The organism is Rubinisphaera italica (genome assembly GCF_007859715.1).
GTDB lineage: Bacteria > Planctomycetota > Planctomycetia > Planctomycetales > Planctomycetaceae > Rubinisphaera > Rubinisphaera italica.
Window position 1 is genome coordinate 1,496,419 of the sequence record NZ_SJPG01000001.1, and the last position, 20,060, is coordinate 1,516,478.

Sequence of the window (20,060 nt, forward strand, 5' to 3'; positions counted from 1 at the left end):
AATGAAAATGGTGGCTGCTTTATTTGTGTTACTGTTATGTTCTGTTTCCAATACTTTCGGGCTGGAAACGCCATCGAATACGTCTGTCATCGTCGTTGTTGGGGAGTCGGGTGAATCCAGTTACGAAACGATGTTTGTGGAGTGGTCCAGACGTTGGGAACGTGCAGCGATTAAATCTCAGTCCCAATATCAAGTGATCGGAACGCAGAACTCAACTGCTGATGAACAGGATCGCGATGCACTTTCCCGAATTCTAAAATCAATGTCTTTAGAGACTCCCGAAACACTATGGATCGTGTTGATCGGTCACGGAACATTTGATGGCAGCAAGGCAAAGTTCAACTTGCGTGGTCCAGATATCACCGCAGCTGAACTGAATGAACAGCTCTCTGCAATTTCCTGTCGAATCGCATTCATCAACTGTGCCTCTGCGAGTGGGCCGTTCATTGGCCAACTATCTGCAAAGAATCGCGTAATCGTCACTGCCACCCAAAGTGGATTTGAATCGAACTTTGCACGTTTCGGGGAATACCTTTCGACATTGATCGATGATCCTACAGCCGATCTTGACAAAGATGGTCAGACATCTTTGCTCGAAGCCTGGCTGGCCGCGTCGAAACAAACGCAGGAATATTATGATTCCAATTCCCAACTCGCGACCGAACACTCAGTTCTGGATGACAATGCCGATCACAAAGGAACGCCCGCGGATTGGTTCCGAGGTCTCCATCTCATTAAATCCACGACTGACGATTTCCTTCCAGATGGTACTTTCGCCAGTCAGTTCATTCTTGTTCCCGATCAAAACGATGCCGCTCTGTCCGAGGAGCTTCGAAGTGAACGCGATCAACTCGAAGTCGAACTTGCCAGACTTCGCCAACGAAAGGCTGCTTTTACTGAATCGGAGTACTTGAAAGAACTTGAATCTCTACTGATTCCCCTGGCTGAAATTTATCGAAAATCAAAAACGGAATCAGATGACAACAGAAACAAAGCCGATTGATTATCGACAGGTATACTGAAATCAGTGCGGATCCTTGGTTCAATTTCCAATAAAATCATAACCCGGTGCGTCAGCGAGGCGATGATGTGGAATTCATAATCAGCGATATCTTGACCATGTCAAACCTGTTAAACGAATGGCAAAACAGGCGATACTTAAGCTTCATAGATCAGTATTTCACATTTGAGTGTGCGATTTGCATTTAGACCATTTTCAAATGGTATCTGCAGTCGCATGGACATAAAATGTCCTAAAAACGCTGTGTTTGCTCCTGCTGAACGCTGCAGGTGATTTATGAATATACTCTAGGATGCCAATTGAATACGTGTGAGATATTCTTGGGATATCAATCTGCAATTCAATTTGTTACCGGCTCTCCCCGGTTTTTTCTGGTTCCGTAAAAAATGGAAACAGTACTCGAATCTCGGCAGCCGTTGGTTGCCTGCCATATTCGCAGATTTCAAACGCTTCGGCGTAACGGATCTGCTTCCCTTTTTCTGGCCCATACCACTGAACGAGTGCCGCCCGGAATCGATCCGCTTCGCCTCCCTGGCGACGTTCCCAGCGTTCCCGTAGCCATGCCTTCCTCAACTCAGGTTGAGAAGCCGGTGGACTTTTCGCTGTTTTTTCCGCACTTCCCAACGCTCCCCCCTCAAATGTCTGGGATTCGAGTGCGAGTAGAGCATTCACTTTCTTTTCAAAGACATCATCCAGCCCGACTGCAATATCCGCATCGAATGGATAAGGCTTTTTGAAGTTGTCGCTCGAATACAAAAAGACTGGATTTTTCTTCAGAGGGGGAGTATCCGGACAGAAGAAGGGGACGGTGACCATAAATGCGGCATCCTGTACGAGAACACCGACATAGCGGTGATCGGGATGATAATCCCATGGACGATGAGCAATCACAATATCTGCGTCCCATTCACGAATCAGCCGCGTGATTGTTCGCCGGTTTTCGAGAGTCGGCAGGAGTTCACCGTCATGGATATCGAGAACCTGTGAAGTGACTCCCAGTCGCTTTGCAACTTCAGCCGATTCCGCCGTCCTTCGCTGCGCGAGTTCACCTCCCGCCATTTTCCAATGTCCAATATCCCCGTTCGTCACTGAAACCAGTTTGACATGATGCCCCTGTTCAGCCCAGAGGGCGGCAGTTCCTCCACTTTTGTATTCGGCGTCATCGGGATGGGCACCAAAGCAGATAATTCGTAACTTCGGAGTCTCAGCAGCCTGGACATGATCGATAACAAACATCAGTCCCATTAAAAGGAGCGTGTAAACAGAAATGGATCGCATGTCTCTCTCCTGATTAAAATGTTTTTCGTCGCATGAGGTTTGTGTTCTGATCATGTCTCAATTCATATGCTTGACAGTTAATGTATCACTTGTGAGACTAAAATTCACGTTTAAAGTATTAACCATTATGAATAGCACAGCTCAAATGCCTACCATTACACAGTGAGGTGATCGATAATGGATAAGGTCCATCGAACCATCTTAAATATTATCCCTGCCTATTAAAATGAGAGCCCTAATAGATGAACCCCGACCACTCAATAGACACTTCATCAACTCAGCAATCGACGACTGCGGATAGATCACAAGTCGAAACTGTACGTGAGAAGTCCTCTGCAGTTAATCGTCGTAAATTTTTGAAGCAAGCAGCGACAGGAGTCGCAGCTGGTATGGCGTTTCAAATTGTCCCTCGTCATGTTCTGGGAGGGAAAGGGTTCGTCCCTCCGAGTGAGAAAATCAATATTGCGATGATTGGCTGTGGCGGACGGGCCAGAGGGAACCTTAAAGGCGTAATGCAACATGCTGACGCACAGGTGATCGCGGTGGCGGATCCCGCTCAGGAAACTGATACCAAAAGCTTGCGGATTTATCGGACAGTGAATGGTCGCATGCCTTTCAAATCGGAAATTGAAGGTTTTTATGCGGCGAAAACACCCAGCCACGGCTGTGCAGAATACGAAGATTATCGTGTCATGCTCGATCGCGAAGAGGGCATCGATGCCGTGATGATTTCTACGCCCGATCATCAACATGCTCACAATGCAGTCCATGCGATGCGATTGGGGAAACATTGTTACTGTGAAAAGCCGTTAACCCATAACATCCGTGAAGCTCGTCTCGTTTCCAAAGTTGCTAAGGAAATGCAGGTTGCAACACAGATGGGGAATCAGGGACACTCACGCGACACGATGGCTCAAACGATTGAGTTGATTCGCAGTGGAGCAGTTGGTGATGTGACTGAAGTGCATTCCTGGGTTCCCGCCAAGCGTTGGAATCCTGAACTGATGGCTCCTCCAACTCAAGCAGAGTCGGTGCCGAAGGGACTCAACTGGGATTTATGGATTGGACCTCGTCCGCTGCGTCCATTTCATTCGGCTTATCATCCGGTCCACTGGCGCGACTTCTGGGAGTTCGGCTGCGGAGCACTCGGTGATTTCGCCTGCCACGATATGGACTCTCCCACATGGGCACTCAACCTGTATGCTCCTGCAACTGTCGAAGCTCATTGTGTCGGCCAGACTCACCCGGATCTGGCTCCACAGGGAACGATCTGCTACTTCCACTTCCCAAAATCAGGAGATCAACAAGAGTTGAAAATTACCTGGTACGACGGCGGTGTGATGCCGGAACTTCCTGAGGGAGTGGATCCTGTACGCAGTCGTTACAGTCGTGGCGTGATGTTTGTCGGCACAAAGGGACATTTGCTTTGTGAAGGTGCAGGTGGGACACCACGGTTGATACAAAATGGAGAACTGATTGAAAAGCCGGAGTTGCCACCTGCCACAATTCCTCGTGTGCAGGACCATTATCGCGACTGGCTGGATGCCTGCAAAGGAGGACGACCTGCTCTCAGCAATTTTGAATACGGCTCCCGTTTGACCGAAATTACATTGTTAGGGGTGTTGGCTGTTCGCACTGGCGGAAAACTAAATTGGAATCACGACAAGATGCAGGTGACAAACAATCCAGAAACGGAAGTGATCATTAATGGCACCTACCGTAAGGGTTGGGAAGTCAGTTAATGAGTCACAAAAAATGATTGTGTTAAACGCTGAAGTTTTCGATTTGATAAGGCTCAGAAAATGACAACTGGACAGGATCTCGGCTTACAACACCGGCTTCTGACGAAACTGTTTACTCAACCAAAGACCGTTGAGGAATGGAGTCAACATCAATTGAGTCCTGATCAGATTAATCAATTTCAGGTACAAGGATTTCTGCACGGTATCCAACTGCTCAACTCTACTCAAGTGGAAGCACTTCGATCAGAGTTGGCAGAGATGGTAATTCCGGATCATAGTGGTCGAGAATATTTCTACGAGTATCATTCCAATGAAGCCGACGACACGAATGCAACGCTGTTTCACGCTCTTGGAGCATGGCGGGTGCGACCCGGTTTCCATGACCTGCTTTGGAATCCTGCCTTTCTTGTTCCCGCATACCAATTGCTGGGAAGCGGGTTTCGAATGTTCCACGATCAGCTATTCAGCAAACCAGCCCGACATGGGGGAGTAGTCGCGTGGCATCAGGATTACTCTTACTGGACATGGACTAAACCGATGGCTCATTTGACCTGCTGGATCGGGTTGGATGATGTCGACACGCAAAACGGTTGCTTGTATTACATTCCCGGATCACATCGTTGGGGGCTGGTTGAAAAGACGAAACTGGCAGGTGACATGGATGCTGTTCGAGACGCTCTCACGCCTGAGCAACAGCTTGATTTCGACAATAAAGTACCGATCTGCATGTCAGCTGGCCAGGCCAGTTTTCATCACCCGGTTCTCATGCATGGCTCTTACGAAAATCGGTCCGAGCGTTCTCGTCGGGCGACGGTTATTAATGTGATGGCTGATGGTGTTGTTTCAAATGTTGATGATACGAATCGTCCCGGAGCCGGAACATATCCTGAATTCCCAACCGGTAAGCCGATGGGCGATCCATTTTATCCGCTCCTGGTCGACCCTTCTGACGAATGGTCCGACTTCTGGTCGAGCCTGCCAACAATCCGTTGAGATGCAAACCACATCTTCATTGACCGCAGACATGGATATGTAGTAGCCCAGTTAATAGTCCCTTTGTACTTTAGAGACATCATATCGAATAATTTTCTCTAATTGTTTGATCTTTCGAGTAGATGCAATGTAGGATGATGGAAATGTGATCAATTGTTAATCTATGATAATGAGTCGGTTGTATATTAGTAGATGGAGAAGGTCTATGTCTCTTTCCGGTGAATCCTCTGTGCCACATCAGGAAAGTCCAGACATGACACCCATCTGGGATTTTATCGATCGAATTCGACAACGAATCGCTACGGTGGTGGTTGGTCAGGATGTGGTTGTCGAACGTTTGCTCATTTCTTTATTCACGGGTGGACACACACTGCTACAGGGCGTTCCCGGTCTGGCAAAAACGTTGCTCGTTTCTGCACTCGCGAAAAGTATTCATCTGGAGTTCAGTCGAATTCAATTTACGGTCGATTTGCTGCCGTCGGATATTGTCGGCTCGGAAATTCTGGATCAGAAATCGAACGACTTTCGCGTGCATAAGGGGCCAATCTTCACGAACCTGCTGCTTGCAGATGAAATCAATCGAGCCGCTCCGAAAGTTCAAAGTGCATTGCTCGAAGCGATGCAGGAACACAAAGTGACGATCGGAAACGAAACCTTCAAACTGCCGGCTCCTTTTCTCGTCATCGCGACTCAGAATCCCGTCGAACAGGCTGGAACATTCGAATTGCCTGAGGCTCAACTTGACCGCTTCATGCTCTGCCATCGCCTTCAATATCCGACACCAGCCGAGGAACGCGAAGTCTTAATACGAAATGCCCGGCTCGGTATTCGACGTGAAGGCGAAGGAGCGGTAGCCCGGACGGAGTTTGATGTGCTCGAGCAGGAAGCGGTCGGTTCGGCTGAAGATTTGATTGCGGCCATGAATGCCGTGCAACAGGTTTATGTCAGTGAGACATTCACGGATCATGTGATTGATATTGTCCACCGAACAAGACTCGATTCCCGTCTCGATTTCGGATGTAGCCCCCGAGCAGGCATTGCACTCATCAAAGCCGCACGAGCCCGCGCGATTATTCACCGTCGACATTACGTCATTCCAGAAGACCTGTATGCACTTGCAGAAGACATCATTCTGCATCGAATTCGACTCAACTACGAAGCACTGGCAGATGGGCAAACCGGTCCACAAATTCTCCAGCAAATTATGACAGAAGCGGGGGGAAATCCTATCACAAATGGAAAGCCTGCAATGGCTTAAAATGATTCTGATCCACAGAAGTCGGTTGGGTTATGACTTCGCTAACCCAACCTGCGAACTGCGAATATTCTTTGACGAGCCCAGAAAGTAAATCATATTGAGACGGTTTTCATTGAGTCAGAGTTCTATTCCAGACAGGGATCGAAATGCGCGGACATTGAACGCCGTGGAGCCGCTCGATTCCCGAAAATTTCTGGTCGCAGTTCGCAGACTTGCTGACAGCTTGAATTACGGAACGGATCGCTCTCTGTTTCTAGGTTCTGGGCTGGAGTTTGTGCAGTCGCGGCCTTATCTCCCTGGCGATCCCATCAAGTCGATCGACTGGCGAGTGACAGCTCGAACGGGGAAAATTTTCGTTAAGGAATATGAGGCTCCCAAACGTCTGCCCGTCTATCTGGTGATGGATACTTCCGCTTCGATGGCGATCAGCAGTTATCGTCATAGTAAGTATGAACTCGGTGTGCAGATTGCAGGCGGATTGGCTTTGGCATGTCTGGATCGAATCAGTCCGGTGGGAATCATCGGAGTTGGTTCGAGACCTCTGCATTTTCAACCTTCGCTGGCGAAAGACCAGATTCTGCAATGGCTGCATAAGTTGCGAAAATACCGCGACGATGAACCGACACAAATGGCCGAGCGACTCACACAACTTGGCCCCAGTTTGCCTCATCGGGTGCTGATGATCATCATCAGTGATATGCACGAACCGGGCGCATTACCGATTGTCAAACGTCTTTCACAACGCCACGATTGTTGCGTGCTGCAAATGCGCGATCCTGCAGAGCGAACTTTACGAGGAACCGGTTTTTATCGAGCTCGTGAAGCGGAAAGCGGGCAGACAATTGTTGGACATGGCCGCAAAATCTGGAGTAATCATGAAAAACTGAAAGACGATCTGCGACGAAGTGGGATTGACCATCTAGTTGTTGACACGGATCAGCCGATCGCATTGCGACTCCGGCAATTCTTCGCCGCTCGCGGCTTGATCGGACGAGGAGCCCGCTAATGTCTTTGTCAAAATCAAATCGAATCCTGCTCGTTATCATTGCATTCAATGCTTTGATTATCATCCAATCCAGCTTGGCAGTAGCTGAAAATGTGACTGGAGATTCTGTTGAAGTTACTAACTCCGTTTCTGAAGAAACGGAGACCGATCTCACAACAACAGTCGGTATGACCGCGACTTTGGAACAAGTGGTACTGCCGGGTTCAGAACTGATTGTTCGCCCTCTCGAAAATCGTCACGATCCCTTTTTATTACGAATTATCGAAACGTTCGGGCATGGGACGGATCATCGGTACGATTTTGATTTTTATGCCCTTGAACCGGGAACGTACAATCTGATCGATTATCTCATTCGGTCCGACGGATCGGCTGTGGACGAGATCGATCCTGTTCTGGTACGTGTTACGGAGACATTACCAGCCGGTCAAGTCGTTCCCACAGAGTTATCTGAACCGATCCTTCCTTCGCTGGGCGGATATCAATTACTGCTCATTGCTGGCGGCGTGGTTTGGGTGCTCGGTTTGCTGGCTCTGATATTTGCTGGAAGAAAACGAGAGCAAGTGGAAGTCCGTGAAACGGAATCGCAATTGACGTTAGCCGAACGCCTGCTTCCGCTTGTCCATTCTGCTCGAGATGGTTCCTTGCCAGCCGACCAGCGTGCTCAACTGGAGAGGATGTTGATTGGCTACTGGAGTCAGCGGTTACATCTGGAGGAGATGTCGCCGGCTGATGTGATGAAGAAATTAAAAGCTCACGATGAAGCCGGGCCATTGCTGAGACAATTGGAATTCTGGCTGCATTGTCCCGATCCAGCCGCTCCCGTCGATATTGCTGCTCTGCTGGCTCCTTATGAGAACATCACTGAGGCTGAATTTCCCAACTCGTCTGTTCATCCATTAGACTCTACAAACCTCGATAACAATCCTAATCATCACCTCGAATTGGCTAAAGCAGGTGAGAAATGATTGTCGGATTCACTCATCCCGAACTATTGGCGCTGCTCGTTATTCCGATCGGTTTACTGACCTGGACCTGGAAACGATCCGGTCGTGAGATCGCAATTCCCAGCGACTACGGGAATCATGGCTCCGGCCTGGGATGGCGACGGACGATCAATTTGTTTGAATCGCTACCGGCTGCAATTCTGATGATTGTGATCTTCCTGTTGGCCGGCCCTCAAGAGCAAGGAAGTCCCCGGTCAAAACGGGCATTGACCAACATCGAGTTTTGCGTGGATATCTCTGGCAGCATGACTGCTCCGTTCGAGGAAGGGACACGCTATGAAGCGTCGATGAAAGCAATTAATGATTTTGTCAAACATCGTGAAGGAGACGCGTTTGGTCTGACATTTTTCAGCGATGCAACATTGCAATGGGTGCCGTTAACGACTGACACATCTGCATTCCAATACGCATTGCCATTCATGGACCCGCGCAAACGACTGCCTCCTGGACTTGGTGGGGGTACACAAATCGGCAAGGCTCTGGAAGCCTGTCGCCGAACGTTGTTGGAACGAGAGGAAGGGGACCGCATGATTATCCTCATTTCAGACGGTGCCAGTGCCGACTTGTTCGGTAATCGAGCCAGCGAAATAGCGACTGCACTCAAGGAGGATAACATCGTCCTTTACGACGTGCATGTAGCAGGAGGGGAAGTCCCTGATGAGATTGTCAAAATTGCTTACGAAACCAATGGCGAAGTTTTTCAGCCGGGAGATAAGGACGCTTTATCTGATGTCTTTGCTCGGGTCGACAAGATGCAGCAAACGAAACTGGTCAAGATCTCTGCCGAGACACACGATCAATTTCAGCCTGCGGCAATCACCGGTTTATGTTTTCTGGCACTCTCAATGATCGGACTTTCCGGACTGAGGTACACGCCATGGTAATTGAAGTTATCACTGCTATAGTCTGCCTGCTGGCGCTCATCGCCGAGTTCTGGCATTTGCGTCGCTGCCAGCGCCTCGCTCCACTCGCCTTTGGATATGATCAACAGCCGGGCCACTGGGTTAAAATTGCCCCTGTCATACGAGTCGTCTCAATCGGATTCCTGACTTGGGGATTGTCGACTTTGCTGGTTGAAAAACCGCGGGCTTTTCGACCTGAGGGAGAAGTTCAGCCGGGAAAAGAACAACACCTTTTAATTGTGTTGGATGTTTCGCCGAGTATGAGACTCGAAGATGCCGGCCCCACTCAGACACAATCCCGCAAATCACGAGCCCGAGATGTGATGCGTTCGTTATTTGAACGCATCCCGGCTGAGGAATTCCTGGTTTCGGTCATCGCGGTATATAACGGAGCCAAGCCTGTCGTTGTCGATTCGAAAGATCTTGATGTTGTCGATGGCGTACTGGGAGATTTACCCCTCTATCATGCGTTTGAATCGGGTCAGACAAGACTGCTCGATGGTGTTAAAGAAGCTGCAGTTTTAGCGAAACCCTGGAATCCCGGCAGTGCGACTCTGCTATTGGTCACAGATGGCGATACGGTTCCCCCGCAGGGATTGCAGCCTATGCCCGTTTCCGTTGGTAATGTCATTGTGGTGGGAGTGGGTGATCCCGCACAGGGCTCTTTTATCGACGGACGTCAGTCCAAACAGGATGTTTTCACGTTAAGACAAATCGCGACCAGACTGCGTGGGATCTATCACGATGGCAATCGACACCATCTGCCTTCCGATCTCGTCTCAGAGATCAGCCATCGTGGTACACAAAATCTTAAAGAGCCATGGACGAAGCGAGACTATGCTCTGTTATTGATTGGTGCAGGAGGATTCGCTTTCGCATTTCTACCATTATTCCTGGAATATTTTGGACGAAACTACTATCCGGGCGTTAGAATGAACAATCGAGAAAATGAGCGAAAATCGCTCCGAGGCTCTCAAACAGTTTCGAAAATCAACTCTGCTGTTTAAACGAATCTGTAATTAGAATTTTAACAGGAGGTAATTGATGCGACTTTTTGCAATACTCTGCTGGCTTTCGATTCCGGTTTTTGCTTGGGCCTATCATGTCGGACCAGGCCAGCAACAGATGCAGCTCGATCAAGCTGATGCCTCTCTCCAGCAGGCACAGATGAGTTCCGAGAAAGGAGATTTTGATCAAGCCAAACATAGCTTTGCAAAGTCCCTCTCTGAAATTCCTGAGGATCGCAAAACGGAACAACGAAAAATACGTCTCGCTTTCGCGAAAACGCAAATGGAATCGAGCGAACTTCCCGAAGCCAGAGTTGCTTTGGAAGGACTTCTCAAGGAACTCGAAACGGACGAAACTTCATCTCCCGAGTTGGTCAAAGAAACCCGTCAGGCCCTCGCCAGTGCTCAATACTACATGACCTGGCTGATGCGACTCGAAGGGCTTCCCAATACCGAGTGGGAACCAGAGATCGAAGCTTCACGGCAGCATTACCGGGTGATGGCTGAACAGGCAAAAGCAGAAGGAAGTTCTACAGAGTTTGCCACGCGTCAACACGATCTTGAAGCCGCCATTCGACTGGCACGAATGGACTTGAGTGAACTCCAGGCGTTGAATCTTCCCTGCCAATGCAAAGGCTGCTGTAGTGGTCAATGCCAGGGGAAGAAACCGAGTCGTAAGGTTGCCAAGAAAAATGAGAAAAAAGGCAAAAGTGCAGGTCTGGGGCCACTCCCGGATGGAAATGGCTCTTGAGCAGACATGTCAGGGTGAATTCACCTGAGACGAAAAAGTTTCCTCTCCTCGGGGAGAGGGTTAGGGGCAATGGGTGTTGATTGTAATAAGAACGTCGAAGGGATCCCCTCATCCGGCCTTTGGCCTTTCTCCATCAGGAGAAAGGAAGAAAACCGCTCCCCAGGGAGAAGGATAATAAAGATACTTTTGCTGAGGTTATTATGTCGAGACAGCTTGCCGTCACGTTCGCTTTTCTTGTGTTTAGTTTGTATCTGAATCCTAATCTGAAAGCTCAGGCTGTCCCTGCTCAAAATGTCCCATTGCAGGTCGTACCAGCAAAGCCTGCCGTTGAAGAGAAGCCGGTTTCAGTAACTGCTCCAACTTCTGCAGATGCATCTACAGAAACAAAACCTGCCGCAAATGCCGCATCGGAAGAACAGGCGCGGCTAGCTGCAGAAAAGCAGGCAGAGGAACAATGGAAGGCTCAGCGTCTTAAGAAAATTCAAAGTATGAGTTTTGACCGCCGCCCCTCAGCGATTTTCAAATTATGGGTCATTAAAAACAAACCCGAAAAGCCAGCAGAGAAAGCAGCAGCAGAAGAAGAAAAGACTGAAGAACCTGCAGCCACAACAAAGCCAGCTCCTCTTACCGAAAGTCAGCAGGCTTTGGCGAAAGATAAAGAAAAATTCGCAGAGACAATCAAGCTGTTGTCTGAATCTGTGACTCTTGGGGAATGGGAACAACTGAAGAAATTGCTGGCCAATCGTGAGAGACTGACCGAAGCTGAAGCCGTTGCCGCTTATGATCGAATGATTACTCAATTGGGTTCACAGGTCGGCATGGATTTCACTCAGGTTGTCGGCCTGTCTGCGGAAATGCAGCAGTTCCTGCAAAATTACGCGAATCAGTCACAAAATCGCCCCGCCAGGGCGTATGCAGAAAAGCATTCGTTAAATTTTCAGGATCTCACGGGAATCTTACTGGCTTCCCCCAAGGATTTGACTGATATCCAAATTCGTAAACTGGCCAATTTGCTTCGTCGAGCCGTAGCTTCAGGACATCGAATTGAAGATTTTGTGGCTCAATTGAAAGAGATCGATACCGAGGAATTCTCGAAACAGAATTCCGCACTCCTGTTGAGTGCCGCCTCATATAATCAATTCACGATCGACTTCCTGCCTTCCGTGGAAAAGGCCAAAGAGAAGAAAAGTCTGCAGGAACTCAATCTGCTGGCCGAATATTATCTGGCTCAGTTCAATAAAGACCGGAAAGAATCCTTCCGAGAACAAGCCTGGGATGTCACGCTGTTGGCATTGGCGATAGAAGATGGAGCAGAAACAGATCGGGCACAGGCGTTGACCAGAGCTGTCACTTTAGCCCCCAAACTCCGGGAGGAACTCGGCAAAACCTGGCTGGAAGAAAGCTTTACCAAATACCCTGAGCGAGGTCAGGAAATTCTGGCTAAAATTGGTACCGCAACTGCTCAGCGTCTTGCCCAGACACCTCAAGACGCTACGAGTCGTCAGGAATATATCGAACTACAGCATGCAGCGGTTCAATCATTCTTTGATGCAAAAACAGAGGTGACAAACGAGCTGTCAGAAATTCTGAATCTGCTGGCCAGTAACTGGCTGACTGAAGCGAAGGTTGCCTATCAACATTCTCAGCAAAGTCAGTACGGCTACTCAATGCAACGGGACCAGTATGGAAATATCTACTATGCTCAACCCTCCTATTCGATGAGAGATTCTTCACAACCATTTCGCATGGGCCAAGTGAGTCCTATTGATATCAATGCTATTCTGGAATTCTCACCCTCAGAACAATGGTTTGATATACTGGATGAAAGTTCTCAACCAGAATTCACCAAGACAATCTGTCAACTCTGGTTGAAGGTTAACGAAGCCGATGAAGCCTTTCCGTATATCGAGCAGCTCTCTGAAACACATCCCGAGACCGCACGAGAACTGGCTGAAGAATTCCTGAGAGTGTGGACGAAAAATCACAACCCCAATGCTGCACGCGAACGCACGAACTATTACATGTTCATGTACGGCTACGAACAGAAGGCCGAGAAAATCCCACTGACTCGTTCCCGACAGGAACGCAATTTACAGCAACTCTCAGAATGGATCACCCGTCTGAAAGCCCTGCCACTTGAAGGAGAGCTCGATGAAGAATTGCTGGTCAGTGCCTTCATGACATGTCATAGCGTCGCCGAGGTTTATGATGTCGAAGACATCGAAGAAATATTCGGAACATGGGGATCGATTGAGCCCGAGACAATGGCAGGCTTGATCCAGAAAATGCGTTCGAATCTGAGCAGCACCTGGCGTGATCCCAACGTGCAACGTGATGCCAAAACCAAACGTAAAAAAGCGGATATTCAGGCTGAAGTGACGCGTGGTTATCAGGTCGCCAGCAGCGTGCTGAGTAAGGCTCTGGAACAGTATCCAGAACATTGGCAATTATCGCTTACTAAAGCCTGTTTATTGCATGACGAGAATGACTATTTGCAGGAAGTGGCTCCTTCATCCGAATTCAGTGCCCGTCGTCAGGTCGCGTTTGACGTTTTCGAAAATGCGGCTCAGGCTTATCTAAAACTGGCACCAGAACTTCCTGAGCGCGAACAGTCGACACTCGTGTTCGAACACTGGTTCTATGCGGCTCTGGGAGCCACGGAACTGCAGGGGATCAGCGAAAAGAATAGCGAGGCTCCTGGTGAAGTCGAGCAGATTGCCGAGATGCTTCAAAAAATGCCCGGTGAATTGGGGGAACGTCACCGCGATCAGTTTGCAAATGGACTGTTCACACGCATGAGCGCGGTCAGTCCTTCCTGCAAGTTTCGCTATCTCGAAGCAGGTTTCAAACTTGTGGGCGATAACCCGGGAGCACTTGAAGCCCGCAAAGTTTACGACTACTACAAGGATTTGGTCACCGAACTCGAACTGGTTGCTCGCCTCGATGGAAGCAGTACCGTAGGCAATGAGGAACCTTTTGGTGTCTATATTGATCTGCATCACACACAGGAACTGGAGCGGGAAGCAGGAGGCTTTTCCAAGTACCTCAATAACCAGAAAAATATGTATTTCTCTTACAACTACGGACGCCCTACCGAAAATTATCGGGACAAATTTCAGGATGCGGCTATTCTCATGCTGCAGGATCATTTTGAAGTGCTTTCGGTTACCTTCAATCACCCGGAAACGAAAAGCCGGGCCAATGAATCTCGCGAAGGCTGGCGAATCACGCCGTATGCTCATCTCCTACTTAAAGCCCGAGGACCCGAAGTGGATAAAATCCCCGGTCTGAAATTAGATCTCGATTTCATGGATACCTCAGGCTATGTCGTTTTGCCGATCTCAACTTCGCCTCTGCCAATTGATGCCGGTAAAAAATCTACTCCCTCTCAGTGGAGTGACGCCGAGCTTATTCAGGTACTCGATGAACGGGAGTCCGATAAAGGGAAACTCAAGGTAGAAGTCCGAGCCACCGGTCGCGGACTGATTCCCGAACTTTCACATCTCGTCGAGACAAAGGTTCCAGCATTTAAAATAGATAGTACAGATGATTCCGGAGTCAGCGTCATCGAATTTGATCAGGAAGCCGAGGAACCGATTGTTCGCTCCGAAAGAACCTGGACTCTACATTACACGGCTGCCAATCCTTCAATACCAACGCCAGAGAAATTTGCCTTCCCCGATCCTGTCGTTGATCTGGAGAAAAGCAGTTATCAGCGCTATGTCGATGCCGATCTTGAAGAAACGGAACGAATTGTTGCCTTGAATGCCGAGTATGGTTCGAATCGATATGCCTGGACAATCGGAATTCTACTCAGTGTTGCCGGGCTGTTCATACTGATTGGATTTGTGAGCTTAGCCCGTCAACGACAGTCAGCTTCGTCAGCTCAAGAGGCAATCGCAGAAGAACCACTTACTCCATTCACGCTTCTGACTCGACTCAGAAAACACGCTCAAACTGTGGATTTAAGCCCGGAACAGCAAGCCGCTTTGCAGTCCGACATTGCTCAAGTCGAAGAGCACTACTTCGCTGATTCGCAGTCAAAAGCAAAACCTGATTTACGGCAACTTAGTGCTCAGTGGTCATGAGGAAAAGATTAAGTTCATGAAGCATCGATAAAAGAGTGTCGCGGAATAATCATGAATTACGTAAAGCATAAAATTCATGTCATTATTCGTCCTTGATTTCACGCAGTCGTTTTGACAGATACTTCGCGGTTTCATCGGCAATCACGTTGTAGCCGGCCAAGTTGGGATGCCGATCTGCATACCAACCTTCCAGATGGCCGAGGATGGGGGCGAGTTCATTACTCATGATTTCCACACTTGGCCCCTTCACAAAAGGTTTGACTAATTCGTGATACTGCTTGGCGATTTGTTCGAGCGGATACCGACGATAATTGAGCATATTGAATCCCTTCTTCAATTCGTCAGCGTAGCGTGGATAGATGTCAAAGACCTCTAAGTTTTCTTTCTTGGCCACTTGGCGAACCAGATCGTTGATCTCTTTGCTGGCTTCTTCATTAGCGAAGGGAATGACAGTCATCGGAACAAGCAATGCGTTCGGATGGTCTTCTTTCAGGCGAGCAAGAAATTCGTGAAAATCTTTGGTGAAGTTTTCGGAAAACTCTTCTCGCCTCGCTCGGTCGTTTAGACCGTAGCGAATGAAAATGAAATCCAGTCCTGGCAATTTGGCCGCATCGCGATCGTATCGTCCTGAGTCGAGAAGTCGACGAATGTATTCTCCGCTCAAACTGGAATTGATAACCTGGCATGGAGGAAGGTCTCCTTCAGCGGCCAGTAATTGCTCCAATACTTTCTCCAAATGCGGGCCTTCGGGTTTATGAACGACTGGGAGAATTTCAATTCCGTCGTAAGAGATTTGTCGTTCAAAGAACAACTTTAGATCTGGCGGTTTTAGAAAGTGGTGCAGATGAAGGCAGCGAAATTGTGATTGGTGGAATTGCAGGAGCCTTTCTGTGCGGAGGAGTGATTTCGTTGGGATCATTGATTGGCTTCGTCACCGTCCTGGGAGTCGCGGCTCGGAATGGCATCATGATGATCGACCACTATCGACATCTCGAACATAACGAAGGTGTTCCGTTCGGAACCGATATAATCCTCCGGGGAGCCTCAGAGCGACTTGCCCCGATTCTCATGACAGCCCTGACGCTGGTGCCAATCATTCTTGGAGGCAATATTCCGGGCCACGAAATCGAATTCCCTGTGGCCTTCATTATTCTGGGAGGACTGACCACGTCCACACTCCTGAATCTGCTTGTGGTTCCTACCTTCTACTATTGGTTGATGAAACCCAGGAGTATATGACTACTCTAAAGTCGACTCGATGTGCGTTATTTGAAGGTCCATTTGATGTCCCCCAGACCAGGAAAATCCAGCAACCAAAGTCACCATGATTTTCAAGGATGACTAATTAAATGGGTAATAACAAAGCAGCTTCGACCGTGATGCCTGGTCCAAAACCTAGAACCAGGCATGGGAGATGATTCTCGTCTTGCATCATTTGCTGGAGAATGAAGAAGACGGTCGCCGAACTCATGTTCCCGTAATTTTGCAGGATGTCGTAGGAATGCCTCAATGCGTCTGCTGGCAATTCGACGGCTTCCTGAAAAGCTGCCAGAATTCTCGGTCCACCAGGGTGGACAGCCCAACCACGAATTTCCTCAATGGAGAGATCGTGCGTGGCAAGCCACTGACTGAGCCAGGGTTTAATGTGGTCGTAAATCAATTGGGGTAATGCGGAAGAAAGTGTCATTTCAAACCCTTGGTTACCGATCGACCAGGACATCATTTCCACAGAATCAGGAATGACATACGATGTTGAAGCAGCGACCCGCCAACCGGTTTGAGGTGCATGATTTGATGAGTCTGGAAGTCCAATCACCGCCATGGCTCCATCAGCAAACAATGCATTCGCAACAATCTGATCCGCTCCCCCTTCGTACTGATAATGCAGTGTGCATAACTCTGTCGCACACAAGAGAACTGCTGAGTCCGGATTAGAATTTGTATAAGCGGCCGCCGTCCGCAAGCCGTTAAGTCCACCATGACAGCCCATAAATCCGACATGTGTCCTCGAAGTCGAACGCTTCAATGGCAACTGTTCAATCAGATCGAGATCAAATCCCGGAGCATGAAATCCACTGCAGGAAACGGTGACGAGATCAGTAATACGATTGGGGTTCAGATTCGCCATTTCAAATGCCTGCTGGCAAGCATTTACCGCCAGTGGGGTCGCATGTTCCTGATACGCCTGCATCCGTTTTAAGGTATCCGGGCCGAGATAATCGGGTTGTTCTTCAACGGATTCATAGAGACTTTGCCGCTCCATCAAGTCGCCGCTGGAAGATCCCAAAATGCAACTGTGTCGTTGCTGGACTCGGGATTTTTCATACAACTTAGGCAGCACACGACGCTCCTTCTCGGAGCCTCGATACATTTTCTGAGAGATTTGAAACCGGTCTTCCATTGTGGCGACATGTTTTGGAGTCGCTGTTCCAATCGCAATTATTTTCATCAGTACTTTCGTCGAGAAGGCTCGGATTGAGTTCGTCTACTTTATCCGTGGATAGACCGGACAAAGGGGCGAGAGATCTGCGGGGCTATGCTGAGGAGATTAATTGCCGGTCGAATTAGCCAGGGCGTATCCAGCATTCTTTTTATAATTTTACAGGTGAGTTGCCGTCTCCTGACTAACTTCTGGTGATGGAAATTCCAATCCTGTACAAATTGCGGTTTCCAATTATGAATCGCTTGTCCGGCCAGAGACTGAACCAGTTCAGCCGATTCAAACGCCCAGGCCATGCCTTCACCTGTAAACGGTTCGACATAACCTGCAGCATCTCCCAAGACAAAAGTTCGAGGGAATGCAGGGCATCTGAGCTGTCTTGTAATCGGTAAGGTTCCCTGCCATTGGGGGGCGAAAGCCGAGAGCTTAGTACCAAACCCCGTCCGCTCAAGCATCCCAGAGATAACTTGCGTCACTCCACCTGCCTGCTTGATGATAGCGCGATTCAGTGCAGCGGCAAGGTTTAATTTTCCATCTTCCAGTTGAACCAGGCCCACATATCCAGCACGATCGACAATCATCTCGATTGTCTGACTTTCAATCCAATTCCCAGAGTCCACAATAGCCGCGACCCCAATCTTCGAATTCTTTTCGACATCGACAGGGATTTCTTCTCCAGAGTTGTTGGGAATCTCTCCCAATCCACTGCAGCAGAGAATCAGTTTGGCTTCCAGCAAGATAGTTTCCGCAGGCGACTGCAACGTTATAGTCCGAGAGTGATCGTTCACTTGCCCAAGGATTGCCGTGCTTCCCTGTATGAGATCTGCCCCTGCAGAGACGGCCCTTTGCAGCAAATTGTAATCGAGTTCCGCCCGAGAAAGCACGACTCCTCCAGCGGTTGGCAATCGAACGGATTGACTGGCCGATTTCAAGACAAAGGATTTCAAAGGAATCGCTCGGGTCAGCACCTCCGACAATCCCAGATGCTCAAGCTGCCGAACTGCTCGCCCACTTAAGCAACAGCCGCACACTTTGGCTCGGGGGAATGTTTTCTTTTCGACAATTAATACTTTAAATCCCTCTTGGGCGAGTAGAAAAGCAGAGGCAGCGCCAGCAGGTCCTGCTCCAATAACGACCACGTCCCATAACTGAGTAGCTGCTTTTGTCAGCGAAATATCTGTAATGGATTGATTCAAACAGAAACCTTCCACTTCAGTAAAAAACGTTCCGGCCAGAATCGAGTCACCGTTTCATTCTCCAGTCCAGCCTGCTGAGCCAGAGAATGAACTTCCTGTTCAGTGTAAGCGGCTTCGACAGATCGAGGACCATCCACATGAACGATCTTTGAACGGGACAACAGTCGCGTGCCCCACCAGGCCAGTTGATAACCCCATCGGCTACGGCGGAGATCACTCACCAGAACCAGTCGTTCTGCTCTGGATGCCATGCTTTTCAGTAATTCAATAGCTTGATCTTCCGATAAATGATGCAGAAATAAAGAGCAGAAGACGACATCGGCCTGGAGGGAATGGTCAGGTTCCAGTGCATTTTGTATGTGCGTTTCAACAGGCAACTGAGCCGCTTCAAAATGACTGGCCGTCGTTTCAATGGCGGTCGGACTTAAATCGCAGGCGATCCACTTCATGTTGCAGCCGGCGGCCTGTCCTTTTTTTGCCAAAGTCAGCAGAACATCACCGCCACCACAGGCGACATCCAATACCGACAGAGGTTTTTCCGTTTCCTGAGAAAGCGTGAGTATGTTCCGCCATAGCATGCGTGTGCTGCACGTCACCAGATTGATCCGAGCGAGTCCCTGTAATGCCATTGCATGTTCGGCTCGATCCAAATCGGGATCATCCATCAATTCCCCTTGCAGGTTTCGACTCTTCAAATTTACCGGAATTGTGAACTTTCCTTACAAAAGGGGAGCAGAGATTATTCAAGTTATATTAGTCAGAACCTCTTGAAATGACAGACCCATAGAACTCAAAGTTCTCAATTGGTTACCAAAACAGCCAGACCAGACTGCTGTATGTAATCGAACGTCGTCTAGAGCATATTCAAAAATTACCTGCAGCGTTCTTAGGACATTTGATGTCTATGCGACTGCAGATACCAATTGAAAATGGTCTAAGTGGAACGTTCCCTCTAAGAATACGGATTGATACCTCTCAAACTCGCAGATCAAAACAACCCGAAATCTAAGCAGGAATGCCGTGTTGATACTACTATAGAGAGTTATCGCATGTCGATTCTTTTTGATAATCTTTAGCGAACTATAAACTGTCCAATCGATGAACATTTTCTTTCCAGTACTAGTCTGGCAGAGTTGTGTCTCCCCTGAATTTCAGAGATTTATTAATGGTACATGGATTGCGGTACGAAATGATTCACTTGTGATTTCAACGTGAAGTCCGTATCTGGTGAGTCAACGATTTTACTCTCAATCTCCCACCAAAGGAGGTTGCCTGCCAGTTGTGTTTTAACAGGTGAAATTCTTAAAAATCGTTTGATGTGAAATTCGCTACAATGATGACCGCGAAATATATGACAGCCAGATACTTCTGTAT

At 48.6% G+C, this 20,060-nt stretch carries 16 protein-coding genes; 11 read left to right on the forward strand and 5 right to left on the reverse strand.

What is annotated here, in order from left to right:
• The first annotated feature begins 1 nt into the window (after nt 1).
• Nucleotides 2–1,003 carry a hypothetical protein gene (locus tag Pan54_RS05685; protein WP_207310051.1) on the forward strand — a complete coding sequence of 334 codons (1,002 nt, stop codon included), beginning with the start codon at nt 2–4 and terminating at the stop codon, nt 1,001–1,003.
• A gap of 366 nt (nt 1,004–1,369) precedes the next feature.
• Here the strand turns inward: Pan54_RS05685 and Pan54_RS05690 are convergent, their stop codons facing one another.
• Entirely contained in the window at nt 1,370–2,299 is a 930-nt protein-coding gene (locus tag Pan54_RS05690; RefSeq protein ID WP_146502590.1) for a PIG-L deacetylase family protein, read from the reverse strand.
• Nucleotides 2,300–2,688: 389 nt separating this feature from the next.
• Between Pan54_RS05690 and Pan54_RS05695 the strand changes: the two genes are divergently transcribed.
• The 9 genes from Pan54_RS05695 (at nt 2,689) to Pan54_RS05735 (ending at nt 15,050) form a co-directional block, all read left to right on the forward strand.
• The gene (locus Pan54_RS05695; protein WP_207310052.1) at nt 2,689–4,041 is read left to right on the forward strand and encodes a Gfo/Idh/MocA family protein; all 1,353 of its coding nucleotides are present in this window, start codon (nt 2,689–2,691) and stop codon (nt 4,039–4,041) included.
• A gap of 60 nt (nt 4,042–4,101) precedes the next feature.
• A complete protein-coding gene (locus Pan54_RS05700; protein WP_146502592.1) occupies nt 4,102–5,034 on the forward strand; it encodes a phytanoyl-CoA dioxygenase family protein in 933 nt (310 codons plus the stop codon).
• A gap of 205 nt (nt 5,035–5,239) precedes the next feature.
• Nucleotides 5,240–6,292 carry an AAA family ATPase gene (locus Pan54_RS05705; RefSeq protein ID WP_242631228.1) on the forward strand — a complete coding sequence of 351 codons (1,053 nt, stop codon included), beginning with the start codon at nt 5,240–5,242 and terminating at the stop codon, nt 6,290–6,292.
• Between the two features lie 166 nt (nt 6,293–6,458).
• Entirely contained in the window at nt 6,459–7,298 is an 840-nt protein-coding gene (locus tag Pan54_RS05710) for a DUF58 domain-containing protein (RefSeq protein WP_242631445.1), read from the forward strand.
• Entirely contained in the window at nt 7,298–8,263 is a 966-nt protein-coding gene (locus tag Pan54_RS05715; protein ID WP_146502594.1) for a hypothetical protein, read from the forward strand. Before Pan54_RS05710 ends, Pan54_RS05715 begins: the two co-directional genes overlap by 1 nt.
• The gene (locus Pan54_RS05720; RefSeq protein WP_146502595.1) at nt 8,260–9,186 is read left to right on the forward strand and encodes a vWA domain-containing protein; all 927 of its coding nucleotides are present in this window, start codon (nt 8,260–8,262) and stop codon (nt 9,184–9,186) included. Before Pan54_RS05715 ends, Pan54_RS05720 begins: the two co-directional genes overlap by 4 nt.
• Nucleotides 9,180–10,211, forward strand: a complete 1,032-nt coding sequence (locus Pan54_RS05725) for a VWA domain-containing protein (protein WP_165441600.1) — start codon at nt 9,180–9,182, stop codon at nt 10,209–10,211. Before Pan54_RS05720 ends, Pan54_RS05725 begins: the two co-directional genes overlap by 7 nt.
• A 37-nt stretch (nt 10,212–10,248) precedes the next feature.
• Nucleotides 10,249–10,962, forward strand: coding sequence for a hypothetical protein (locus tag Pan54_RS05730; protein ID WP_146502597.1), 714 nt, complete (start codon nt 10,249–10,251; stop codon nt 10,960–10,962).
• Nucleotides 10,963–11,162: 200 nt separating this feature from the next.
• A complete protein-coding gene (locus tag Pan54_RS05735; RefSeq protein ID WP_146502598.1) occupies nt 11,163–15,050 on the forward strand; it encodes a hypothetical protein in 3,888 nt (1,295 codons plus the stop codon).
• An 82-nt stretch (nt 15,051–15,132) separates the two neighbouring features.
• Here Pan54_RS05735 and Pan54_RS05740 read toward each other — a convergent pair whose 3' ends face one another.
• Complete coding sequence (locus Pan54_RS05740) at nt 15,133–15,774, reverse strand: SGNH/GDSL hydrolase family protein (RefSeq protein WP_207310273.1); 642 nt, start codon at nt 15,772–15,774, stop codon at nt 15,133–15,135.
• Between Pan54_RS05740 and Pan54_RS05745 the strand changes: the two genes are divergently transcribed.
• Nucleotides 15,735–16,289 carry an efflux RND transporter permease subunit gene (locus Pan54_RS05745; RefSeq protein ID WP_146506317.1) on the forward strand — a complete coding sequence of 185 codons (555 nt, stop codon included), beginning with the start codon at nt 15,735–15,737 and terminating at the stop codon, nt 16,287–16,289. The two genes, Pan54_RS05740 and Pan54_RS05745, sit on opposite strands and share 40 nt — an antisense overlap.
• A gap of 106 nt (nt 16,290–16,395) precedes the next feature.
• Here the strand turns inward: Pan54_RS05745 and Pan54_RS05750 are convergent, their stop codons facing one another.
• From Pan54_RS05750 to Pan54_RS05760, 3 genes are read right to left on the reverse strand one after another with little or no spacing between them, the layout of a single operon-like run.
• Nucleotides 16,396–17,526, reverse strand: coding sequence for a type III polyketide synthase (locus Pan54_RS05750; RefSeq protein WP_315852393.1), 1,131 nt, complete (start codon nt 17,524–17,526; stop codon nt 16,396–16,398).
• A 14-nt stretch (nt 17,527–17,540) separates the two neighbouring features.
• Entirely contained in the window at nt 17,541–18,686 is a 1,146-nt protein-coding gene (locus tag Pan54_RS05755; RefSeq protein ID WP_165441601.1) for an NAD(P)/FAD-dependent oxidoreductase, read from the reverse strand.
• Nucleotides 18,683–19,351, reverse strand: coding sequence for a methyltransferase domain-containing protein (locus Pan54_RS05760; protein ID WP_146502602.1), 669 nt, complete (start codon nt 19,349–19,351; stop codon nt 18,683–18,685). The genes Pan54_RS05755 and Pan54_RS05760 overlap by 4 nt, the downstream gene beginning before the upstream one ends.
• Between the last annotated feature and the right edge of the window lie 709 nt (nt 19,352–20,060).